19 protein-coding genes are annotated in these 23,205 nt (G+C 69.9%); 7 read left to right on the top strand and 12 right to left on the bottom strand.

Annotation, left to right across the window (positions count from 1 at the left end; translation table 11 throughout):
- The first annotated feature begins 6 nt into the window (after positions 1 to 6).
- The 6 genes from phoR to lpxH all read left to right on the top strand — a co-directional run bounded on the left by phoR (position 7) and on the right by lpxH (position 7,888).
- Entirely contained in the window at positions 7 to 1,332 is a 1,326-nt protein-coding gene (phoR, locus tag SLW52_RS02625) for a phosphate regulon sensor histidine kinase PhoR (protein WP_017907839.1), read from the top strand.
- A gap of 11 nt (positions 1,333 to 1,343) precedes the next feature.
- The gene (gene ppk1 / locus SLW52_RS02620) at positions 1,344 to 3,443 is read left to right on the top strand and encodes a polyphosphate kinase 1 (RefSeq protein WP_148828563.1); all 2,100 of its coding nucleotides are present in this window, start codon (positions 1,344 to 1,346) and stop codon (positions 3,441 to 3,443) included.
- Between the two features lie 55 nt (positions 3,444 to 3,498).
- Complete coding sequence (gene ppx / locus SLW52_RS02615; RefSeq protein WP_017907841.1) at positions 3,499 to 5,025, top strand: exopolyphosphatase; 1,527 nt, start codon at positions 3,499 to 3,501, stop codon at positions 5,023 to 5,025.
- Between the two features lie 214 nt (positions 5,026 to 5,239).
- Complete coding sequence (locus tag SLW52_RS02610; protein WP_017907842.1) at positions 5,240 to 6,373, top strand: glycosyltransferase family 1 protein; 1,134 nt, start codon at positions 5,240 to 5,242, stop codon at positions 6,371 to 6,373.
- Positions 6,357 to 6,881 carry a phosphatase PAP2 family protein gene (locus SLW52_RS02605; protein WP_152180698.1) on the top strand — a complete coding sequence of 175 codons (525 nt, stop codon included), beginning with the start codon at positions 6,357 to 6,359 and terminating at the stop codon, positions 6,879 to 6,881. Before SLW52_RS02610 ends, SLW52_RS02605 begins: the two co-directional genes overlap by 17 nt.
- A gap of 269 nt (positions 6,882 to 7,150) precedes the next feature.
- A complete protein-coding gene (lpxH, locus tag SLW52_RS02600; RefSeq protein WP_267106109.1) occupies positions 7,151 to 7,888 on the top strand; it encodes a UDP-2,3-diacylglucosamine diphosphatase in 738 nt (245 codons plus the stop codon).
- 318 nt (positions 7,889 to 8,206) lie between these two features.
- On the opposite strand, the gene SLW52_RS02595 is transcribed toward lpxH, so the two are convergent.
- The 10 genes from SLW52_RS02595 to SLW52_RS02550 all read right to left on the bottom strand — a co-directional run bounded on the left by SLW52_RS02595 (position 8,207) and on the right by SLW52_RS02550 (position 19,889).
- Positions 8,207 to 8,722, bottom strand: a complete 516-nt coding sequence (locus tag SLW52_RS02595; RefSeq protein WP_320739491.1) for a hypothetical protein — start codon at positions 8,720 to 8,722, stop codon at positions 8,207 to 8,209.
- A 141-nt stretch (positions 8,723 to 8,863) separates the two neighbouring features.
- Complete coding sequence (locus SLW52_RS02590; protein WP_267084685.1) at positions 8,864 to 10,108, bottom strand: zinc-dependent metalloprotease; 1,245 nt, start codon at positions 10,106 to 10,108, stop codon at positions 8,864 to 8,866.
- A 230-nt stretch (positions 10,109 to 10,338) separates the two neighbouring features.
- Positions 10,339 to 11,190, bottom strand: coding sequence for a ferritin-like domain-containing protein (locus SLW52_RS02585; protein ID WP_193312603.1), 852 nt, complete (start codon positions 11,188 to 11,190; stop codon positions 10,339 to 10,341).
- Entirely contained in the window at positions 11,142 to 11,690 is a 549-nt protein-coding gene (locus tag SLW52_RS02580; protein ID WP_267121279.1) for a hypothetical protein, read from the bottom strand. Before SLW52_RS02580 ends, SLW52_RS02585 begins: the two co-directional genes overlap by 49 nt.
- A 31-nt stretch (positions 11,691 to 11,721) precedes the next feature.
- Positions 11,722 to 13,188, bottom strand: a complete 1,467-nt coding sequence (purF, locus tag SLW52_RS02575; RefSeq protein WP_017913998.1) for an amidophosphoribosyltransferase — start codon at positions 13,186 to 13,188, stop codon at positions 11,722 to 11,724.
- 28 nt (positions 13,189 to 13,216) lie between these two features.
- Positions 13,217 to 13,978, bottom strand: coding sequence for a CvpA family protein (locus tag SLW52_RS02570; protein WP_017908612.1), 762 nt, complete (start codon positions 13,976 to 13,978; stop codon positions 13,217 to 13,219).
- A gap of 95 nt (positions 13,979 to 14,073) precedes the next feature.
- Positions 14,074 to 15,171 (bottom strand): SPOR domain-containing protein, encoded by a 1,098-nt coding sequence (locus SLW52_RS02565; protein WP_152180702.1) that lies wholly within the window; start codon positions 15,169 to 15,171, stop codon positions 14,074 to 14,076.
- A 69-nt stretch (positions 15,172 to 15,240) separates the two neighbouring features.
- A complete protein-coding gene (gene folC / locus SLW52_RS02560; RefSeq protein WP_320739729.1) occupies positions 15,241 to 16,509 on the bottom strand; it encodes a bifunctional tetrahydrofolate synthase/dihydrofolate synthase in 1,269 nt (422 codons plus the stop codon).
- Positions 16,510 to 16,919: 410 nt separating this feature from the next.
- Complete coding sequence (locus tag SLW52_RS02555) at positions 16,920 to 17,564, bottom strand: histidine phosphatase family protein (protein WP_152244626.1); 645 nt, start codon at positions 17,562 to 17,564, stop codon at positions 16,920 to 16,922.
- 165 nt (positions 17,565 to 17,729) lie between these two features.
- A complete protein-coding gene (locus SLW52_RS02550) occupies positions 17,730 to 19,889 on the bottom strand; it encodes a S46 family peptidase (RefSeq protein ID WP_295943124.1) in 2,160 nt (719 codons plus the stop codon).
- 151 nt (positions 19,890 to 20,040) lie between these two features.
- Here SLW52_RS02550 and tdh point away from each other — a divergent pair, with 151 nt between their 5' ends.
- Positions 20,041 to 21,072 carry an L-threonine 3-dehydrogenase gene (gene tdh / locus SLW52_RS02545; protein WP_026144006.1) on the top strand — a complete coding sequence of 344 codons (1,032 nt, stop codon included), beginning with the start codon at positions 20,041 to 20,043 and terminating at the stop codon, positions 21,070 to 21,072.
- Positions 21,073 to 21,161: 89 nt separating this feature from the next.
- On the opposite strand, the gene SLW52_RS02540 is transcribed toward tdh, so the two are convergent.
- Entirely contained in the window at positions 21,162 to 21,860 is a 699-nt protein-coding gene (locus SLW52_RS02540; protein WP_017910766.1) for a TorF family putative porin, read from the bottom strand.
- 303 nt (positions 21,861 to 22,163) lie between these two features.
- The gene (locus SLW52_RS02535) at positions 22,164 to 23,204 is read right to left on the bottom strand and encodes a sulfate/molybdate ABC transporter ATP-binding protein (RefSeq protein WP_320739492.1); all 1,041 of its coding nucleotides are present in this window, start codon (positions 23,202 to 23,204) and stop codon (positions 22,164 to 22,166) included.
- Position 23,205: the final 1 nt, after the last annotated feature.

Below are 23,205 nucleotides of genomic sequence, written 5' to 3'. Positions count from 1 at the left end.
TTCCCGATGCCCCGCCACATCCGCTCCGCCTGGTTGAAGACCCTCGGCACGCTCGCCGGCCTGCTGTTGCTGGCGTTGCTGATCGGCTGGATCGGCGGCCATGTGTGGATGGCGCTGACCCTGATGTCGCTGGGGGTGATGGGCTGGCACTACTGGCGGCTGCGGCGGGTGCTGCGGCGGCTGACCGCGCGCCAGCGCTGGGAGCCGCCGGCCGGCACCGGCGTGTGGAACGAACTGGACCGGCTGCTGTACCGCAGCCAGGCGGAAATGCGCGTGCGCAAGCGGCGCCTGCTGGACATGCTGCGCGCCTACCGCGCCGCCGCCGCGGCGCTGCCGGACGCGGTGGTGGTGGTGGACCGCAACAGCCAGCGCATCCAATGGTTCAACGAAGCAGCCGGCACCCTGCTCGGCCTGCGCCACCCCGGCGACCTCGGCGCGCCGGTGGTGGAGCGGCTGCAGCCGATGCCGCTGGCGCACTGGCTCAGCGGCGGCCGCAACGCCGAGCCGATGCTGGACATGCCCTCCCCGGTCGACGACCGCCTGCGCCTGAACCTGCGCCTGATTCCCTATTCCGACGACCACTGGCTGCTGGTCGCGCGCGACGTCAGCAAGCTGCTGCAACTGGAGCAGGTGCGCCGGGATTTCGTCGCCAACGTCTCGCACGAGTTGCGCACGCCGCTGACCGTGGTCCACGGCTACCTGGATATGCTCGACCCGGAGGACTTTCCGGATTCGGGGCCGATGATCGCCGAGATGCGCAAGCAGTCGCAGCGCATGACCCAGCTGGTCGAGGACCTGCTGACCCTGTCGCGGCTGGAATCGCAGGAGCACGCCAACGAGGAGTCGATCGCGATGGCGCCGATGCTGGCCACGCTGCGCCGCGAGGCCGAGGCGCACAGCCAGGGCCGGCACCGCATCGAGGTCCACGACGAAGCCGATTGCGACCTGGTCGGCTCCAACAAGGAACTGCACAGCGCCTTCTCCAACCTGGTCACCAACGCGGTGCGCTATACCGCGGCCGGCGGCACCATCCGCATCACCTTCGCCCGCGAGGGCGATGGCGCGGTGCTGGCGGTGCGCGACAGCGGCTACGGCATTCCCGCGCATCACCTGCCGCGGATCACCGAGCGCTTCTACCGCGTCTCCAGCAGCCGCTCGCGCGAGAGCGGCGGCACCGGCCTGGGCCTGTCGATCGTCAAGCACGTGCTCGGCCTGCACCAGGCGCGGCTGGAGATCGAGAGCGAAGTCGGCAAGGGCAGCACCTTCTCCTGCCACTTCGGCGCCGGGCGCGTGCATCCGCGGCACGACCATGCCACCCTGACCTCCGCCTAACGAGAGACACCATGCCCCGCCGCGCCCCTGCCCTGCCGCCCACGCCGCCCCCGGACATTCCCAGCGACCCGCTGCGCGACCCCGCGCTGTACATCAACCGCGAGCTGTCGCAACTGGACTTCAACTTCCGGGTGCTGGCGCAGGCGCAGGATCCGCAGGTGCCGTTGCTGGAGCGGCTGCGTTTCCTGTGCATCTCCTGCACCAACCTCGACGAGTTCTTCGAGATCCGCGCCGCCACCGTGCGCCACGCGCAGGAATTCGGGCTGCCGCCGGCGCCGGACGGGATGAGCCCCAACGCCATCCTCACCTCGATCCACGACCGCGCCGCGCAACTGGTCGACCAGCAGTACCGCTGCTGGAACGAAGTGCTGCGCCCGGCGCTGAAGGACGCCGGCATCGGCGTGCTCGGCCGGCATTCCTGGAACGCGCGGCAGAAGCGCTGGCTGCGCGCCTACTTCCGCAACGAGATCATGCCGGTGCTGTCGCCGCTGGGCCTGGACCCGGCGCATCCGTTCCCGAAGATCCTCAACAAGTCGCTGAACATCGTGGTGGTGCTCAAGGGCACCGACGCGTTCGGCCGCGTCGGCCACCTGGCGATCGTGCGCGCGCCGCGCTCGCTGCCACGCATCATCCAGTTGCCGGAAAGCCTGGCCGAGGGCGGCCAGAGCTTCGTGTTCCTGTCCTCGGTGCTGTCCACCTTCGTCGACGAGCTGTTCCCGGGCATGGAGGTGATGGGCTCCTACCAGTTCCGCGTCACCCGCAACTCGGAACTGGTGGTGGACGAGGAGGAAGTGGAGAACCTGGCGCTGGCGCTGCGCGACGAACTGGTCAACCGCGGCTACCGGCCGGCGGTGCGGCTGGAGATCGCCGAGGACTGCCCGAAGTCGATCGTGCGCACCCTGCTGCAGAACTTCGAACTGCCGGAAAACGCGGTCTACCGGATCAACGGCCCGGTCAACCTGAGCCGGGTCAACCAGGTCTACGACCTGGTGCAGCGCCCAGACCTGAAGTATCCGGCGATGAATCCGCGCACCCTGCGCGACAGCGAAGGCATCTTCGAGATCGCCGCCGCCGGCGACGTGTTGCTGCACCACCCGTTCGACGCCTTCACCGCGGTGCTGGACCTGATCAAGCAGGCCGCGATCGACCCCAACGTGCTGGCGATCAAGCAGACCCTGTACCGCACCGGCAAGGACTCGGCGATCGTCGATGCGCTGGTGCTGGCCGCGCGCAACGGCAAGGACGTCACCGTGGTGGTGGAGCTGCGTGCGCGCTTCGACGAAGAGGCCAACCTGGGCCTGGCCGACCGCCTGCAGGAAGCCGGCGTGCAGGTGGTGTACGGCGTGGTCGGCTACAAGACCCACGCCAAGATGCTGCTGATCGTGCGCCGCGAGGGCCGCAAGCTGCGCCGCTACGTGCACCTGGGCACCGGCAACTACCACAGCGGCACCGCGCGCGCCTACACCGACCTCAGCCTGATCACCTCCGACGTGGACATCGGCAACGACGTGCACCTGCTGTTCCAGCAGTTGTCCGGGCTGGCGCCGAAGATCCGCCTCAAGCGCCTGCTGCAATCGCCCTTCACCCTGCATCCGGGCGTGCTGCACCGGATCGAACGCGAGACCAAGCTGGCGCATGCCGGCCGCCCGGGCCGCATCATCGCCAAGATGAACGCGCTCAACGAGCCGCAGGTGATCCGCGCGCTGTACGCGGCCTCGCAGGCAGGCGTGAAGATCGACCTGATCGTGCGCGGCGCCTGCACCCTGCGCCCCGGCGTGCCGGGCGTGTCCGACAACATCCGGGTGCGCTCGATCGTCGGCCGCTTCCTCGAGCATAGCCGGGTCTACTGGTTCGGCAACGACGGTGCGCCGGAACTGTTCTGCGCCAGCGCCGACTGGCTGGAACGCAACCTGCTGCGGCGCGTGGAGACCGGCTTCCCGATCCTGGATCCGGACCTGGTCAAGCGCATCCACCGCGAGGTGCTGCAGAACTACTTGGCCGACAATCTCAACGCCTGGGAACTGGACGCCGACGGCAACTACCGCAAGCTGGCCCCGGGCCAGGACCAGCCGCCGCATTCGGCGCAGCTGGCCCTGCTCGACGGGCTCTGAGCACACCGCGGCGCAGCGCCAACGGCGCGCGCCGCGCATCGGCTACCATTCCGCCATGCCTGCCACCTCCCCCACTCATCCGCCGCTGCGCGACGGCGACCTGCTGGCCGCCATCGACCTGGGTTCCAACAGCTTCCACATGGTCATCGCCCGCTACCAGCTCGGGCAGTTGCGGGTGGTGGACCGCCTGCGCGAGACCGTGCGCATGGCCGACGGCCTGGACAACAAGGGCGGACTGTCCACCGAGGCGCGACAGCGCGCGCTGGAATGCCTGGCGCGCTTCGGCCAGCGCCTCCGCGACCTGCCCTCGCTGCGGGTGCGCGCGCTGGCCACCAACACCGTGCGCCAGCTGCGCTCGCCGCAGACCTTCCTGATTCCCGGCGAAACCGCGCTCGGCCATCCGATCGAAGTGGTCAGCGGCCGCGAGGAAGCGCGCCTGATCTACCTCGGCGTGGCCCATGCGCAGCCACCCAAGCCGGACGAACGCCGCCTGGTGATCGACATCGGCGGCGGCTCCACCGAATTCATCATCGGCAGCGGCTTCCAGACCCTGGAACGCGAGAGCCTGCAGGCCGGCTGCATCGCCAGCACGCGGCGCTTCTTCCCGGGCGGCAAGCTGTCCAAGAAGAAGTGGAAGGACGCGCTGACCGAGATCGGCGCCGAGTTCCAGCAGTTCGCCGGGCAGTACCGTGCGCTGGGCTGGCACGAGGCGCTGGGCTCGTCCGGCACGCACAAGGCGATCGGCGAGATCTGCGCGGCGATGAAGCTGACCAAGGGCGCGATCACCGCCGAGGCGCTGCCGCAGTTGCGCGACCGCCTGCTGCTGGCCAAGCGCATCGAGGACATCGACCTGCCCGGCCTGTCCGCCGACCGCCGGCCGATCATCGCCGGCGGCGTGCTGGTGCTGGAGGCGGCATTCCAGGCCTTGGGCCTGCAACGGCTGATGGTGAGCAAGGCGGCCATGCGCGAAGGCATCCTCTACGACATGCTCGGCCGCGGCGGCGAGAACGATCCGCGCGAAACCGCGATCGCCGCGCTCACCCAGCGCTACGGCATCGACGAGGCGCAGGCCGCGCGCGTGGAGCACACCGCGATGGCGCTGTTCGAGCAGGTCGCCGGCGACTGGGCGCTGGATGCCGACGACGCGCGCATGCTCGGCTGGGCCGCGCGCCTGCACGAACTCGGCCAGGCCATCGCGCACAGCCAGTACCACGTGCACGGCGCCTACGTGCTGGAGCACTCGGACATTGCCGGCTTCTCGCGGCAGGAGCAGCAGGTGCTGGCCACGCTGGTGCGCACGCACCGCCGCAACGTGTCCAAGACCGCGTTCGACGCACTGCCCGACCGCCTGCTGCTCAGCGCCAAGCGCAAGGCCGCGCTGCTGCGCCTGGCGGTGCTGCTGCACCGCGCGCATGAAGCCGACCCGATCCCGGCGCTGGAACTGAAGGCCGACGGCGCCAACCTGCACCTGATCCTGTCGCAGCCGTGGATCGAGTCGCGGCCGTTGCAGCGTGCCGACCTGATCGGCGAGGTCGAGGGCATGGCCGGGTTGGGGATCAATTTCCGTCCATTTGTGGCTTGAAAGCCGGGATTGGGGAATCGGGAATGGGGATTGGGTGGTTTGCTTGAGCTGAAGCGACACGGGTAAGGCCTCGCTCGCCTGCAGGCCATTGCACCTGGTCGCCTGATGATGCAAGCGCACCTAAACGCCCGGCGTGGGCGTCATCGTTCCTACATGCGCTGGACATGTTCGCTTCACTGCATTGCGCGAGGCTTAGTCAAACCGGAGCCCCCGCATGCGCTACGCGATCGTCACCGAGACGTATCCCCCTGAGGTCAACGGCGTCGCGCTGACCGTGCAGGGGCTGGAACTGGGGCTGCGCGCGCGCGGCCATACGGTCGACGTGGTGCGTCCGCGCCAGGCCGGCGACGCCGACCCGGCGGATCTGCGGCTGGTGCGCGGTGCGGCGCTGCCGCGCTACCCCGGATTGAAATTCGGCCTGCCCGCGCCGCGGCGCCTGACCAAGCTGTGGCAGGCGGCGCCGCCGGATGCGGTGTACATCGCCACCGAGGGCCCGCTGGGCTGGTCGGCGCTGCGCAGCGCGCGGCGCCTGGGCATTCCGATCGCCACCGGCTTCCACACCCGCTTCGACGAGTACCTGCCGCAGTACGGCGCGGCCTGGCTGCAGTCGACCGCGCTGCGCTGGATGCGGCGCTTCCACAACCAGGCCCAGGCGACCCTGGTGCCGACCCGCGAACTGCGCGACTTCCTCGCCACCCAGGGTTTCGAGCGGGTGCGCCTGCTGGCGCGCGCGGTGGACAGCAAGCAGTTCGAGCCGCAGCGCCGCGATCCGCAGTTGCGCGCGCAGTGGGGCCTGCAGGACGACGACTGCGCGGTGCTCTACGTGGGCCGCATCGCCTCGGAGAAGAACCTGCCGCTGGCGGTGCGCGCGTTCCGCCAGTTGCAGCAGCAGCGTCCGCGGGCGCGCTTCGTCTGGGTCGGCGACGGCCCGCTGCGCGAGCGCCTGGCGCAGGAGAATCCCGACTTCATTTTCTGCGGCATCCAGCGCGGCGACGCGCTGGCGCGGCATTTCGCCAGCGGCGACCTGTTCCTGTTCCCCAGCCGCAGCGAGACCTTCGGCAACGTGACCCTGGAGGCGATGGCCAGTGGCGTGGCCACCGTCGCCTTCGACTACGGCGCGGCACGCGAATACCTGCGCGACGGCATCAATGGTGCGGCGGTGGCCGACGACGAGGCCTTCATCGCCGCCGCGCTGCGCCTGGGCAGCGACGACGCGCTGCGCCAGCGTCTCGGCGAGGCGGCCTGCGCGTCGATGCAGCAACTGCGCCCGGAGCGCGTGGTGGCCGATTTCGATGCCCTGCTCAACCAACTGGCGGACACCCGGAGGACGCATGTCGACGCGGCTTGAGATCCTGCGCGGGCACGAGACCCGCTGGTGCCGGCGCGCCAACCACTGGTGCCGGCGGCGCTCGGTGCGACGCTTCTTCGCGGTGATCAGCCGCCTCGGCGACGGCGTGTTCTGGTACGCGCTGATGACCCTGCTGGTGCTGTGCGACGGCATGGACGGCGTGTTCGCCTCCGCGCACATGGCCGCCACCGGCGTGGTCGCGCTGAGCCTGTACAAGGGTCTGAAGCGCTGGACCCGCCGCCCGCGTCCATACGCCGCCGATATGCGCATCCGCGCCTGGGTGGCGCCGCTGGACGAGTTCAGCTTCCCCTCCGGCCACACCCTGCACGCGGTGTCCTTCGGCATCGTCGCCCTGGCCTACTACCCCTGGCTGGCGCCCCTGCTTGTGCCCTTCATCGCCTGCGTGGCGCTGTCGCGGGTGGTGCTGGGCCTGCACTACCCCAGCGACGTGCTCGCCGCCACCGGCATCGGCACGTTGTTGGCGGGCGTGTCGTTGTGGTTGATATAAGGCCGGGAATGGGGAACCGGGAATAGGGAATGGAAACAGCCGGCGCCGTCCGGCTCCATGCTCTCTCCTCACTCCTGGCTCCGGACAAGGTCGCAGCTGAAGCCGCTCCTACGAGAGCGCAACATCGCCTGCGTTAGCGCACCCTCCGAATCCCTAATTCCCGTTCCGAATCCCAATCCCGGCCCTTCGAAAGCGTAGCAACGCCTGCGCTCGCGAACACTCACCATTCCCCAATCCCGATTCCCCACTCCCGGCCTTACAATGGCCGAATGACCACGCTGTTCATCTCCGACCTGCATCTGGACCCGGCACGGCCGGCGATCACCGCGCTGTTTCTCGACTTCCTGCGCGGGCAGGCGCGGCAGGCCGAGGCGTTGTACATCCTCGGCGACCTGTTCGAGGCCTGGATCGGCGACGACACGCCGTCCGAGGCGGCCGATGCGGTGGCGGTGGAGCTGCACGCGCTGCACGAGGCCGGGGTGCCGGTGTTCTTCATGCACGGCAACCGCGACTTCCTGCTCGGCGCCGACTACGCGCGGCGTGCCGGCCTGCGCCTGCTGCCCGATCCCTGCGTGATCGATCTGCACGGCGAGCCGACCCTGCTGCTGCACGGCGACCTGCTGTGCACCGACGACACCGCCTACCAGGCGTTCCGCGCGCAGACCCGCGACCCGGCCTTCCAGCAGCAGTTCCTGGCGCAGCCGCTGGCCGCGCGCATCGCCTACGCGCAACAGGCGCGCGCCGCCAGCCAGGCGCGCCAGGCCGAGTTGAAACAGGACGACAGCGCGCAGTTCGAAACCGTCACCGACGTGGCCCCGGCCGAAGTCGCCGCCACCTTCGCCCGCTACGGCGTGGCGCGGATGATCCATGGCCACACCCACCGGCCGGCGGTGCATGCGCTGGACGTGGACGGCCGCGCCTGCACCCGCATCGTACTCGGCGACTGGTACGAACAGGGTTCGGTGCTGCGCGTGGACGCGCAGGGCTGCCAACTGCAACAGCTCTAGCGCCAGCGTCCGGCGCGGCCGCGGGCAGCCCGGCGATGCGCACCCGGCACTTCGCGGCAACGCATTTCCCTGCGACCGCGGCGCGGCTGCAGGACGGCGCCGAATAGCGCTTCCGCCCCGGATTCCGCAGGGCCGCCGATGACGGCATCCCAGCGCACCGGGTCGTCTCCGCCCACCTCATGGCAGTCCGCAATCAGGCCTGACGATCCGGGCCGCGACGTCGACACCGCCCACATCCGGGCCACCGTCCTCCACCCCAGTTTTCCTGGCCGCGCAGCGCCGCGACCACGCGCGCGGCGCGGTGCGAAAATCCGCCTGTCAGGGCAAGCCGCCACCGGCTTGCTGCTGCCGCCATTGCGCGTATTCGACGAAGTCGCCGTCGACCACGTCGTACCACTGGATCGAACCGGAGCGCTCGACACGGAAGCGGTCGCGGACCGGCTCGGTCTGCGGGTCGCCCGGGCAGCCGTTGCCGTGCTTCTCGCGTACGGCGATCTCGATCGCCGCCGGCGCGGCGGCCTCGGGTGCGGCCGCTGCAGACGCTGCCGGGGAGGCGGCGTCCTCGCCGTCCTCGACAACGTAGCCCAGGCACTGCAGATCGGGATAGGCATGATCGGCCGACAGGCGCGCCTGCAACACGTCCATCGCGCGGTTTCCGTCGAAGGTGTCGGCCGGTGCGGCCGGTGCGGCCGGTGCGGCCGGCGGGGTCGCCCGCGGCGCGTCGGTCTTGGCGGCCGGCGACGGGGTCTCGGTCTGCCGGTCGGGAGCGGGGCCGCAGCCCGCGCTCAGCATCGCCAGCAGCAGCGCGGCCGGCAGTCGCATGCGCTTGAACATCGTCGATCCCAGGAAGTCGGTCGGCACCGGCCGCGCCGGTACCGCTTCCCAGCATAGTCGAAGCGGGCGCCGCCGCGCCCGCTCCGGCCGTCTTCGCCGCGCGTAGCGCAGGCACGCGGCCTGCGCCACGCGCGTGCCGGCTTAACGGAACCCGGCCACCGTCGCCTTGGTGTTGACCAGCACGCGCTGGTTGTCGGCGGTGCTGGCATTGCCCATCGGCACGCCGTTGTAGGACACGTTCGGGTTGGACCAGTAGTTCAGCCGCGGGCAGCTGCTGGTGCAGTTGTAGGCCATGATCGTGCGCCAGCTGTTGCCGTAGCGATAGCCGTGGCCATAGGCGTACGGCGAGGTGCTGGAGTCGGTGGCCACGTCGTGGCGCGCGCTCTGCAGGTGGCCGATCTCGTGGGCGAAGCTGTAGTAGCCGGTGGCGCAATCCCAGTACACCGCCGCGAACGCGGTGGCGGCGGTGGAGCCGATGCCCGAGGCGAGGCCGCAATAGGCGGAGTTGTCGATGATCAGCACGCCGACGTCGGCCGCGGTGCTGTTGCGCGAGGTATGGATGCTGTCCATGTAGCCGTCGCTGGTGCCGCGGAAGCGGGTCAGGTCGGTGTTGAAGTCGCCGGACTCGGTGTAGTTGGTGGTCTCGTAGCCGGCCAGCTGCATGGTGATGCCGACGTTGCTGTTGGTGTAGCCCTGGTTGGACTCGGCCACCGCCAACTGCACCAGCGACTGCATGTTGCCGCCGTAGCTGGTCACCGCCTTGTTGGTCGCCACCACCAGCACGCGGATGGTCGCGGGCGAGCCCGACGAGGCGCCGGCGGCGGTCACGCGTTCGTCGATCACCGACTGCGGCATCTGCACGGTCGGCAGCAGCGCGTAGTCGGCCGGATGCTCGGCCGGCATGCGCCGTTCGTCGACCTCCACCAGCACATGGCCGCCACCGGCGATCGGACGCAGGTGGAACAGCGTGCCGTTGCTGCGGATGCTGCCGGTGATGGTGTCGCCGCTGCGCACCAGGATCGCCGAGTTCAGCGGATCCAGGCCGGACAGCGCACGGGTCCGCGCCACCGCGGCATTGCCGAGATTGCCGTACCAGATGCTGTTGCCGCCTTCCAATTGCTCGGTCTTCAACTGCGTGGCGGTGATGCGCTGGCCCAGCAGGTCCAGCTCAAGTTGCTTCTGTCCGGCGGTGACCGCGGTGGCGTTCACGCCGACCCGCTGCACCGCGCCGGTGGCGGGATTGGCCAGCAGGCGGCTCAGCGCCGGCTCGCCGGCGATGGACTTGGAGACGTACTGGCTGCTCTGGAACAGGGGCGTTCCGGCTGCGGAGGCGGAACCGGCGACACACAGGGCAAGCATCGCGGTAAGGCTGCACATCGACTTCATGTCGGACTCCTGGGTGGTGAGTAGGGACGAACGTCGCCCCGCGCGCGGCCGGAGACGGGGGAGGCCGCGCGGGGGAGTTCGATTAGCCGCTCAGCCACCGTTCAGCGCAAGCAACAAATGCAGCGGGGTCTCCGCTCGGAGATAGGCGTCACAGAACGCACGCAAGGGCGTTCATGCCGCCGCCTGCGCGTTGACGCGACCCGGGCGCCATGCCGCGGGAGGACGCCGCCTCAGCCGGCCTGCTGCTGCAGCGCCAGCAATTCGTCCTCGTCGAACCCGGCCAGCAGGCGCGCCTGCAGGTTGAACGGGCCGTGCAGGTAGCCGCCGGCGTACTCGCGCAGCAGCGCCGCGAAGCGGGCGCGCGGTTCGATCCCGGCCTGCGCGCAGTACCAGCGGTACCAGCGCGAGCCGGCGGCCACGTGCGCCACTTCCTCGCGCAGGATGATGTCCAGGATGTCGGCGGTGGCGTCGTCGCCGAGCGCGCGCAGCTTGGCGATCATGCCCGGGGTCACGTCTAGGCCGCGCGCCTCCAGCACGCGCGGCACCAGCGCCATCCGCGCCAGGCCGTCGTGGGCGGTCTTCTCGCACATCTCCCACAGGCCGTTGTGCGCGGCGAAATCGCCGTAGGCATGGCCCAGCGCGCGCAGGCGGTCGCGCAGCAGCACGAAATGGCGCGATTCGTCGTCCGCCACCGCCACCCAGTCGGCGTAGAACGCCGGCGGCAGGCCGCGGAAGCGGTAGACCGCGTCCCAGGCCAGGTCGATGGCGTTGAGTTCGATGTGGGCGATGGCGTGGATGAACGCCGCACGGCCATCGGCACTGCCGAGGCCGCGCCGCGGCAGCTCGCGCGGATGCACCAGCAGCGGTCGCGGTGGCCGCCCCGGCATGCGGATCGGCTCGGGCGCCGGCGCCGCGGCCGGCACCGCGAGCGCGCCGTCGCGCCAGGCCGCGGCATGGCGCTGGGTCAGCGCCACCTTCTCGTCGGGGTCGGCGGCGTCCAGGCAGGCGCGCGCGGCCTGGTACAGGTCGCCGTTCACGGCGCCACCGGCGGATGCGCTGCCGCCTGGCGCCGTTCCAGCCAGGTGCGCTGGGCCTGCTCGCAGCGGTTGCCGGGCACCTTGAACACGCAGTCCACGCGATGCGCGCAGGCCAGGGCGAAGGCGCTGCGGCGGTCGGCCGCGGGCGGTTCGGGGATGCTCGCCAGCGGTGCGCTCGACGGCCAGCCGGCGTCGACGCCGATGCCGGCGGCAAGCAGGCGCGACGTGCCGTCGCGGCAATCGACGGCATATCCCCACTGCGGCGCATCGGCGCGCACGTCGTCGGAGGAGCCCTGCGCACGCAGGCGCAGCAGCAGCAGGTCCTCGCCGATGCGCTGCGCGCCGGCGATCGCCAACGGTGCGCGGTAGTCCGGCTGCAGCACCGCCAGTTGGTCCGGGGCCATGTACAACTGCAGCATGGTCAACTGCGCACTCGGCACGCTGCCGTCGCGCAGGCGCGGATCGTCCAGCGCCTGCACCGGCCGCGTGGCGTCGTCAGCAGTGCAGCCGCCGCACAGCGCCGCCAGACCCGCCAGCGCGAGCATGCGCCGCGCCCGGGCGCGGCGGCGGCGGGACTCAGGCACGGCGCTTGCGCTTGGCCTCGTCCGAGCGCAGCTGCATGATCCGCTCGAAATAGCCCGGTTCGATGCCGGTGGTGTACTGGCCGTTGAAGCACGAGGAGTCGAACGCCTTCAGTTCCGGGTTGCCCTCGCGCACCGCGGTCTCCAGGTCTTCCAGGTCCTGGTAGATCAGCCAGTCGCAGCCGAGGAATTCCTGGATCTCCTGCTCGCTGCGGCCGTGCGCGACCAGTTCGTCGGCGGCCGGCATGTCGATGCCGTAGATGTTGGGATAGCGCACCGGCGGCGCGGCGCTGGCCAGGTACACCTTGCGCGCGCCGGCGTCGCGCGCCATCTGCACGATCTGCCGGCTGGTGGTGCCGCGCACGATCGAGTCGTCGACCAGCAGCACCACGCGGTTGCGGAATTCCAGATGGATCGGATTGAGCTTGCGGCGCACCGACTTCACCCGCTCGCCCTGCCCCGGCATGATGAAGGTGCGGCCGATGTAGCGGTTCTTGACGAAGCCCTCGCGGTACTTCACCCCGAGCACGTTGGATATCTCCAGCGCGGCGTCGCGCGAGGTGTCCGGGATCGGAATGATGGTGTCGATGTCGTGGTCCGGGCGCAGGCGCAGGATCTTCTCGCCCAGCTTCATGCCCATGCGCATGCGCGCCTTGTGCACCGAGACGTTGTCGATCATCGAGTCCGGCCGCGCGAAGTACACGTACTCGAAGATGCACGGAGTGTGGTCGGTGGGCGAGGCGCAGACCTCGGAGAACAGCTCACCACGGCCGGTGATCACCAGCGCTTCGCCGGGGCGCACGTCGCGCACGCGGGTGAAGCCGAGGATGTCCAGCGCCGAGGACTCGGAAGCGACGATGTACTCGTCGCCCTCCACGCTCTCGCGCTTGCCCAGCACCAGCGGACGGATGCCGTGCGGGTCGCGGAACGCGACCAGGCCCAGTCCCAGCACCACGCTGACCACCGCGTAGCCGCCCTTGCAGCGGCGGTGCACGCCGGCCACGGCGCGGATCGCCGCCTCCGGGGTCAGCATGCGCTGCGCGTCGAGCTCGTAGGCGAACACGTTGAGCAGCACTTCGCTGTCCGAATCGGTGTTGATGTTGCGGCGGTCGGCCTCGAACACCTGCTGGCGCAGGGCTTCGGTATTGACCAGGTTGCCGTTGTGGGCCAGCGCGATGCCGTACGGCGAATTCACGTAGAACGGCTGCGCCTCGTCCATGCCTTCCGAGCCGGCGGTCGGATAGCGGCAATGGGCGATGCCGACGCGGCCTTCCAGCACCGCCATGCGCTTCTCGTCGAAGACGTCGCGGACCAGCCCGTTGGCCTTCTGCACGCGCAGGCGGGTGCCGTCGGCGGTGGCGATGCCCGCCGCGTCCTGGCCGCGGTGCTGCAGCACGGCCAGGCCGTCATAGAGTTGCCCGGCCACGTTCTGGTTGCCGACGATTCCGACGATGCCACACATGTCAACGCTCTCCGCGGCGGGGATGCCGCTATTGGGAAGGTGGCCGTGCCTGGCCGTTGGGTTCGACCCGTGCCGGGTCGAATTGCGCCGGACGCGCCTGCGCCGGATCGATGTTCGCGGGCATCAGTTGCGACGGATCGCCCCCGGGCTGCGCGGACCGCACCCCGGGACGTCCCAGGGCCTTGGACATCATCTCCTGCAGCCCACTGGCCTGCAGGGCGTTGCCCAGCGCGGCATTATCGCCTGCCGCGGGCAAGTTGCCCAAATTCATCTGCGACACGTTCAGTTGCGGCATCTGCGACAGGTTCATCTGCGGCATCTGCGGCATGTGCCAGTCCGGTATCTGCGCGCGCATCCAGCCCACGCCCGGCTTGAGCACCGGCAGCACCATGGAATGCTGCCAGTCCGGCTCGCGGGTCAGCGGAGTGAAGCTCATCAGGAACGCCAGCACCGCGGCGAAGAAGCCGCCGCGCGCCGCACCCAGGCCGAAGCCGAGCGCGCGGTCGGTGCCCGACAGCGCGGTCGAGCGCACCGCGGTGCGGATCACCATGCCGGTGATGCCGACCACCGCCATCACCGTCACGAAGGTCAGCGCGTAGCCGCCCAGGTAGTAGCTCATGCTCGGCCGGGACCCGTTGGCCAGCCACTGCCCGGCATTGCCGCCGAACTGGAACGTGGCCCAGCCGGCCAGGAACCAGGACAGCGTGCCGACCACGATGCCGACGAACCCGCGCAGGGCCCCAAGCAGGGCCGAGACCAGGATCACCGTCAACAGCACCATGTCGATCATGCGCGCCTCCCGCGGCCGAGCCGCTGCATCGCGCCGATCGCGCGTCGCGCCTGCCTTCCCTGGACCATCGTGCTACTCCATGGGCCGAAGCCCGATCAAGGATGTGGACGTACCATACCGCTGATGCCGACCTTGGCCGCGACCTGGGCGCGCAACTGCTCGGCATCGGCGCGGTTGGCGACCGGGCCGACCCGCACCCGGTTCAGCGCGCCCTTGTCGGTACGCACCTGTTCGACGAAGGCGCTGAAGCCGGCCGCGCGCACCTTGTCGCGCAGGGCATTGGCGTCCTCGGCCTTGCCGAAGGCGCCCAACTGCACGGCGAAGCCGGTGCCGGAAGCGGCAGGCGCGGCGGGCACGCTCGGCGCCGGCTTGGCGGCCGCCGTGGTGGCCGGGGTGGCCACGGGCTTGGCGGGTTCGGGCTTGGTCGCAGCCGGCTTGGCCGGCTCCGGCTTGGGCGCCGGCGGCGTCGCCGGCTTGGTGGTGGCGACCGGCTTGGCCGGCTCCGGCGGCAGCGCCTCGGTCCTGGCCGGGGCGGCGGGCGCGACGGCGGCGACGTTGCTGGCGGCGGCCGGCGTAGCGCTGGCCGGGGTGGCGTTGCTCGGCGCCGCATCCAGGGTCACCACCTGGGCGTTGACGTCGTTGCGGACCTTGACCGCCTGCAGGCGCACGGATTCGGCCTGGGCGCGATCGGCATACGGTCCGATCCGCACCCGCCAGGCCTGGCGCCCGCCGATCGTGGCCTGCTCGCGGAAGCCCGGCAGTTGCGCCTGCTTGAGCCGCGCGATCACCGCATCGGCATCGGCGGCGGTGGCGTAGGCGCCGAAATTCACCGCGTAGTTGCCGGCGGCCGTGCTCGGCGGCAACGGTTGCGCGGCGCTGCCCGCGGCCGGATCGGCCAGGTCGGCGGCATCGGGGTTGTCCTTGACCGGCGCCGGCGCGGCGGCTGGCGCAGCGGCGGCGCCCGGCGCCTTGGCCATGCCCACCGCCCCGCCACTGGGTGCGTCGCCCGGGGTCACCAGCGGTAGCTCGCGGGTCTCGAACTGGCCGTCGGCCGGCGCGTCGGGCGCCTTCAGCGGCACATTGGCCACGCCGCTGTCGGGCGCAGGCCCCTTCACCAGCATCGGCAGGAAGATCACGGCGAGCGCTACCAGGACAAGGGCGCCAATCAATCGCTGTTTCAGGACGGTATCCACGGAAAGGCTGAGGGGGCGGCGTGGCGGAGTGCCGTGCCGATTATAAGGTGGGCCCGCGCGGAGGCGGGATCAGCCGGCTGAATGCAGCCAGTGCAAGGCCTCGGCGGCGGTATGGAACGAACCGAACACCAGCACCCGGTCGCCCGGCTGCGCCTGCGCCAACGCCGATTGCAGCGCCTGCGCCACGCTCTCGGCGCCGCCGGCCTCGGCGGCGGCGGTCCCCGCCAACCGCGCGCGCAACTGCGCAGCGCTCTGGCCGCGGTTGCCGGCCAGGCCGGCCAGGTGCCAGGCATCGACCTGCGCAGCCAGTGCCTCCACCACGCCGGCGGCGTCCTTGTCGGCCAGCGCCGCGAACACCGCGCAGGTGCGGCCGGCGACCGGCTGCGCCTGCAGCGCGGTGGCCAGTTCGCGGGCCGCCTGCGGGTTATGGCCGACGTCGACCAGCACCTCCACCCCGTCGCGCACGCACGGCTGCAGGCGCCCGCGCAGGCGTGCGGCGGCGATGCCCTCGGCGTAGGCGTTGCGTGGCAGCGAGCGACGCAGCGCACGCAGGGCGGCGATGGCGGTGGCGGCGTTGGCGCGCTGCACCGGCGCGCGCAGCTGCGGCAACGGCAACTGCAGTTCGGTGCCGACGTCGCGCCAGCGCCAGCGGTCGGCGTCGATCGGCTCGTGGAAGAAGTCGCTGCCGGCGCGCAGCGCATTGGCGCCGATCGCATAGGCGCGGCGCAGCACACTGGAGGGCGGATCGATCTCGCCGAGCACCAGCGGTTTCCACGGCCGCGCGATGCCGGCCTTCTCCGCACCGATCGCCTCGCGGTCGGTGCCGAGCCAGTCGGTGTGATCGATGTCCACGGTGGTGATGACCGCCACATCGGCATCGACCAGGTTCACCGCATCCAGGCGGCCGCCGAGGCCGACTTCCAGCACCGCCAGTTCCAGCTTGGCCTGCTGGAAGAGCCACAGCGCCGCCAAGGTGCCGTATTCGAAATACGTCAGCGCGGTGTCGCCGCGCGCGGCCTCCACTGCCGCGAAGGCGGTCACCAGCTCGGCATCGCTGGCCTCGTCGCCGTCGATGCGCACGCGCTCGTTGTAGCGCAGCAGGTGCGGCGAGGTGTAGCTGCCCACGCGCCAGCCGGCGGCACGCGCGATGGCCTCGACGAAGGCGACGGTCGAGCCTTTGCCGTTGGTCCCGCCGACGGTGATGACGTGCTTGGCCGGCTTGGTCAGGTGCATGCGTGCGGCCACGGAGCGCACCCGTTCCAGGCCCATGGCGATGTCCTGGGGGTGTTGGCGCTCGATGTAGGCGAGCCATTCGGGGAGGGTGTTCATGGAGACGATTGAACTCGACTGATGCGACAACAGCACGCGCACTCATAGCGGCGACGCATTTTGCTGCTGCTTTGGTTTTGGTTCCGGTTTTGGCTGTTGCTGTTGCTGTGGCGGTTGCTTTGGCTTTGGCTGTTCAGGGTCCCGTGAGGCACGGCAAGCAGACCGGACGAAAACCCCGCAGGGGCGGCGCGCAGGATGCGCGCCGTTTTTCGACGGCACATGGATGTGCCGCCGAAAAATGTCCGGTCTGCTTGCGCACCCGGAGCGCGCAGCGCGGAGGGCGTGCCGCCCGGGTGTGCTTTCTTTTGGTTACTTTTCTTTGCACAAGCAAAGAAAAGTGACTCGCGCGCCAAGCGCGAAAGCACTTGATCTTGCCTTTGCATCAACTCAACGCATCCTGGCAACGAATCAGCAGAAGCCTACAGCGCCCGATGCTTCGCCTCGCCGAAGAACGGCGTGTGGTGCGCGCAATCGTTCAAGCGCACCACTTCCAGATGCTCCACGTCCGGCCCTTCCAGCAGGTTCAGCGTGGTCGGCGCCTGGCGGAAACTCCACAGCCGCGCGATCGGCAGGCCCAGCACCCGGCACAGGATCACCCGGTTGACCGCATCGTGCGCCACCACCAGCAGCGTGTCGTGCTCGCCCAGGCCCTCGGCGGCGCGGGTCAGGCCGCGCCAGGAACGCTCCAGCACCTGCCGCAGCGACTCGCCACCCGGCATCAGCACCGTATCCGGTTCCTCGCGCCAGGCGCGCAGACGCGCCGGATCCTTCTCGTGGATCTCGCTGGCCAACAGGCCTTCCCACTCGCCATGGGCGATCTCCTGCAGGTCCGGATCGGTCTGCAGCAGCGCCTCGCGCTCAGGGCCCAGGGCGAAGCGCGCGGTGCGTTGCGCGCGGGCCAGCGGCGAGGCCACGGCGCGGGTCAGCGGCACGTCGCGCAGGCGTGCGCCCAGCGCCTGCGCCTGGGCGTCGCCGACCGGCGACAGCGGGATGTCGATCTGGCCCTGGTAGCGGCCTTCGGCGTTCCACGGGGTTTCGCCATGGCGGGCGAGCAGAATGCGCATGCGCTGGATTCCTTGGGGGGAAGGGGCCGTCTCGCAAACGAAAACGGAGCGGCATGATACCCGCTCCGTCGCCGGAAACCCTGTGCTGCATCCCGCGTGCCCGCCGCGGCGTGCCGGGGCGGACATGCGGACGGCGGCCGTAGCCGCCGCCCGCCGGAACCCGGCTCACTTGGCCAGGTTCAACTCCTTCAACAGCCGCGGCGCCGGCATCACTTCCTGCATGATCCAGTGCAGGTAGCGCGAATCGACCGCAATCATGCGCGTCATCGCCGGATCGAACACCCAGTTCGAGCTCACCGACTCCCAGTTGCCGTCGAAGGCCAGACCGACCAGCTTGCCGTGCGCGTCCATCACCGGCGAACCGGAATTGCCGCCGGTGATGTCCAGGTCGGACAGGAAGTTGACCGGCACCGTACCCAGCCGCTTGTCCTCCAGCCCACCGTAGCGCTTGGCCTTGGCCGCCTCCAGCAGCGCCTTGGGCGAGTCGAACGGCTCCACGCCGGTGTCCTTGGCGACCACGCCTTCCAGCGTGGTGAACGGGGTGTAGGCCACGCCGTCCTTGGGCACGTAGCCCTTGACGTTGCCGAAGGTGATGCGCAGCGAGGAGTTGGCGTCCGGATACACGAACTCGCCCTGGCTCTTCTTGTAGTCGGCCACGGCCTGCAGGTAGCGCGGACGCGCCAGCAGTTCCTCGCCCTCACGCCGCTTCTCGTCCTGCTCGAGTTGCAGCAGGGTCGGCATCAGTGCCACCGCATAGCGCAGCGCCGGGTCGTCGCTGGCCTCGAACGCGGCGCGGTCGGCATGCAGCCACTTCAGGCGCGCCTCGGTATTGCCCAGTTGGGTGCCGGCCAGACGCGTGGCGGCGGCCTGCGCGTCGGCACCGGCCAGCCACTGGTCCAGCGCCGGCAGGCGCTGCGCCTTCGGCAGCTTCAGGTACTGGTCGAACCAGTAGCGCTGCAACTGGCTGTCCATGGCGGCGACGTAGCGGCGCTCCATCTGCTTCATCGCGCCCTCGATCTCGGGCAGGTCGCGCTCCTGGTAGCCCGGCTCGCGTTCGGCGTCCGGCTTGGCGCGTTCGATCGACAGGCGATACAGGGACACCGCACTGCCGAGCACGCCGGTGCGGCGCATCTGCCGCAGCACCAGGTCGCGATCGCGGGTGGCCTTGGCCTGCTCGCCCAGCGCCAGCAGTTGCGCATGCGCCTGCAGGGCGGCCTTGCCCTCGCCGCCCTGGCGCTTGAGCCAGGCCAGCACCGCGTCTTCCTCGGCGTGCTTCTTGGCCGCCGCGTCGATGCGCTTGAAGCCCTCCAGCTGGCCCTCGTAATTCTTGGCGACGTTGTTCCAGCTGGCCATGGTCGCGGCGTACTTCACCTGGATGTCCGGGTTCTGTTTGCCGGCCTGCTCGACCAGCGCGATCAGGTCGCGGTACTGGCGCGCGGCGGTGGGGTAGCCCCAGCTCGCGGTGGCGTCGAACTCGGAGGCCAGCGCATAGCGGTTGGTGCGGCCCGGGTAGCCGGCGACCATGACGAAATCGCCGGCGCCCAGCGGCTGGTCGGCGAACTTGAGGAAGTGCTTGGGCTGGTACGGCACGTTGTCCTTGGCGTAGGCGGCCGGCTTGCCGTCCTTGCCGACGTAGGCGCGGTAGAACGAGAAGTCGCCGGTGTGGCGCGGCCACATCCAGTTGTCGACGTCGCCGCCGAACTTGCCGATGCCCGACGGCGGCGCGTAGGCCAGGCGCACGTCGCGGATTTCCAGGGTGCGGAACAGGCGGTAGGTGTTGCCGCCGGAGAAGCTGTACAGCTCGCAGCGGTAGCCGGCATCGGCTTCGCACGCGGCGACCTGGGCCTTGTCGAAATCCTCCAGCGCCTGCGTGCGCTTGAGCGCATCGTTGCCGGCGGCGGCCATCGCCGCCTTGGCCTGCGCGGTGACGTCGGTGATGCGGTCGAGCACGTAGATGCGCGCGTTCGGGCCCGCGCTCAGTTCGGCGCCCTGGCTGGCAGCGCTGAAGCCGTCGCGGATCAGGTTCTTCTGCGGAGTGGAGTTGAGCTGGATCGCGCCGTAGGCGCAGTGGTGGTTGGTCACCACTAGGCCCTGCGGCGAGACGAAGCTGGCGGTGCAGCCGCCCAGCGAGACGACCGCGCCCATCGGGTCGCCGGTGAGATCGGACAGTTGTTGCGGCGACAGCTTCAGGCCGGCCTGCTGCAGCGGCCCGGCGATGTCCGGCAACTGCTGCGGGACCCACATGCCCTCGCCAGCGTGGGCGACGGAGGCGCCGGACAGGGCGGCCACGGCGGCGATGGCGACAGCCAACGAATTCGAACGCATCCAATAGCTTCCTTGATGACAGACGTTAGAGTGTAACGGCTGTCATCAACTGGCCGGACCGTGACCAATGGCACCCTGACCGCGCCGCAACATGGCCGCGTCGGCCGGGCGCTTATACTGCGCGCCCTCTTCCCATCGAATCTGCACCGACATGGCGCAAACAATGAAGGCGCTGGTCAAGCGCGAGGCCGCCAAGGGCATCTGGCTGGAACAGGTGCCGGTGCCGGTGCCCGGCCCCAACGAGGTGCTGATCAAGCTGGAAAAGACCGCGATCTGCGGCACCGACCTGCACATCTACCTTTGGGACGAGTGGAGCCAGCGCACCATCAAGCCCGGCCTGACCATCGGCCACGAGTTCGTCGGCCGCATCGCCCAGCTCGGCTCGGCGGTCACCGGCTACGAGGTCGGCCAGCGCGTCTCGGCCGAAGGCCACATCGTCTGCGGCCACTGCCGCAACTGCCGCGGCGGGCGTCCACACCTGTGCCCGAACACGGTCGGCATCGGCGTCAACGTCAACGGCGCCTTCGCCGAGTACATGGTGATGCCGGCCTCCAACCTGTGGCCGATCCCCGACCAGATCCCGTCCGAACTGGCCGCGTTCTTCGATCCCTACGGCAACGCCGCGCACTGCGCGCTGGAGTTCGACGTGATCGGCGAGGACGTGCTGATCACCGGCGCCGGCCCGATCGGCATCATCGCCGCGGGCATCTGCAAGCACATCGGCGCGCGCAACGTGGTGGTCACCGACGTCAACGACTTCCGCCTGAAGCTGGCCGCGGACATGGGCGCGACCCGCGTGGTCAACGTCGCCAACACCTCGCTCAAGGACGTGATGGCCGACCTGCACATGGAGGGCTTCGACGTGGGCCTGGAGATGAGCGGCAATCCGCGCGCCTTCAACGACATGCTCGACTGCATGTACCACGGCGGCAAGATCGCCATGCTCGGCATCATGCCGCGCGGCGCCGGCTGCGACTGGGACAAGATCATCTTCAAGGGCCTGACCGTGCAGGGCATCTACGGCCGCAAGATGTACGAGACCTGGTACAAGATGACCCAGTTGGTGCTGTCCGGCTTCCCGCTGGGCAAGGTGCTCACCCACCAGTTGACCATCGACGAATTCCAGAAGGGCTTCGACCTGATGGAAGAAGGCAAGGCCGGCAAGGTCGTGCTGAGCTGGTGATGCGCGCGCCGCGGCTACGCGGCGATGCGATGCCGAAAAAGACGAAGGGCGCCTCGCGGCGCCCTTCGTCGTTTCACGAGACGATGCGGTCAGAACGCGATCGTGCCCGAGACCACCACGCGGTGACCGGCCAGGCGCTCGGTGAAGTTCGCCGCGCCCTTGTTGTCGGTGTCGTAGTAGCCCACGCTCAGCGCCAGCGGGCCGACCATCTTGCCCACGCTGACGTTGTAGTCGGTGTAGTCCTGGTACGCGGTCAACGCGCTTTCGTAGGTGGTGCGGCCGACGTGCGCGCCGACGCTGAAGCCCTGCGGCAGCGACCAGTTCCCGTCCAGCGCGTAGTAGAAGCTGTCCCGGTCCAGGTTGTACACGTTGTCGGTGTAGGCCACGGTCAGGGTGTAGGTCTTGAGGAACTTGGTCTTGGTGATCAGTTCGTTGTAGTTCGACTTGCCGGCGCCCGGATAGCCGTAGCGGTTGACCATCACGTCGAAGTTCCAGTCCGGCGAGAAATCGACGTTGTAGCCGACGAAGCCGTCCACTTCCCAATCCGGATCGCCCGCGCCGAAATCGACGTTGGAGCCCCAGGTGCCCACGTACAGGCCGAACGGCGAGGTGTAGGTGAGGCCGGCCTGGAACGCCGGGCCCTTGTTGGTCTGGGAGACGCCACGGAACACGTAGTCGCTGACCACGCCATAGGAGCCGGTGATCGGCGAGGTGGGCTCGTCCTGGGCCAGGACGGTGAGCGGCGAAGCGGCCAGTGCGACGGCCAGGGCGAGAGTGGTCTTGTTCACCGGTCATTCTCCTAGGGTTGACGAGGAAGGGGTGCAGCGACGAGGCGGATGCGCCTTTACGGTTTTTTAACTGCTTTGATCGTGCAGTGCAACAACTTTTCACGCGGCGCATGCCACGCCGTGACACAAAACCCCCGATTCGCGCCAAGCGCGGACACAGCGAGCCGCCGACAGCGGGAGCCGGCCTGCCAGGGAAGGCCCTCGTCCGGGAGTTGGCGGTCAGGCCGCGACCGGGCAGGCAGCCGCTGGCCACACCAATGCGCAGGCGCGGGCGATCGCCGATCGGCAGGGCGCGATGGCGCCTCAGTCGGGCCGGGCGAAGACCCCGAAACGGCGTGCGCGCAGGTGCAATGGCTGGCCTGGCGCGTAGTTGGGTGCCCCCTCGCCCGCCGGCAGTTCCACCTCGACCTCGTCGTGGCCGTGCGCCAGCTGCGCGCGCAAGCGCAGTCGCGGGCCGCTGCGCTGGATCGACAGCACCGTCGCCGCCCAGCCCTCGTTGCCTGGCGCCAGGTCTTCCGGCCGCACGTACAGCTCGACCGGACCACTGGACAGCGGCGTCGACGGCGCCGGCAAGGCCAGGCCGCCGACCTGCACCGCCCCGTCGTGCAGACGCGCGGGCAGCCGGTTTACCGCACCGACGAAGGCGTAGACGAACGGCGAAGCCGGCTGCTCGTAGACCTGTGCCGGGCTGCCGATCTGCTCGATCCGGCCGCGGTTGAGGATGGCCACGCGGTCGGCCAGTTCCAGCGCCTCTTCCTGGTCGTGGGTGACGAACACCGTGGTCAGGCCGGTGCGTTCGTGCAGCTCGCGCAGCCAGCGCCGCAGGTCGCGGCGGACCTGCGCGTCGAGCGCGCCGAACGGTTCGTCGAGCAACAGCACGCGCGGCTCGATCGCCAGCGCGCGGGCCAGCGCCACACGCTGGCGCTGGCCGCCGGACAGTTGCGCCGGGTAGCGTCGCTCCAGATCGTGCAACTGCACCAGCGCCAGCAGTTCCTGCACCCGCGCGCGGATGCGCGACTCGCTCCAGCGCGTCTCGCGGCGCACGCGCAGGCCGAAGGCGATGTTCTCGTACACGCTCATGTGCTTGAACAAGGCGTAGTGCTGGAACACGAAGCCGACCCGGCGCGCCTGCACCGACAGCGCGGTGGCGTCCTCGCCGTGGATCAGCACGCGTCCGCGGTCGGCATGTTCCAGCCCCGCGATCACCCGCAGCAGCGTGGTCTTGCCGGAGCCGGAGGGCCCCAGCAGCGCCAGCAGTTCTCCCTGGCGGATGTCCAGGCTGACGTCGTCGAGCGCGGCGAAATCGCCGAAGCGCTTGCCCAGATGCTGTACGCGGATGCTCATT

The sequence above is a fragment of the Xanthomonas sp. LF02-5 genome, assembly GCF_034105325.1.
In the GTDB taxonomy this organism is placed as follows: Bacteria; Pseudomonadota; Gammaproteobacteria; order Xanthomonadales; family Xanthomonadaceae; genus Xanthomonas_A; species Xanthomonas_A sontii.
This window is presented reverse-complemented; position numbering and strand designations above follow the sequence as displayed.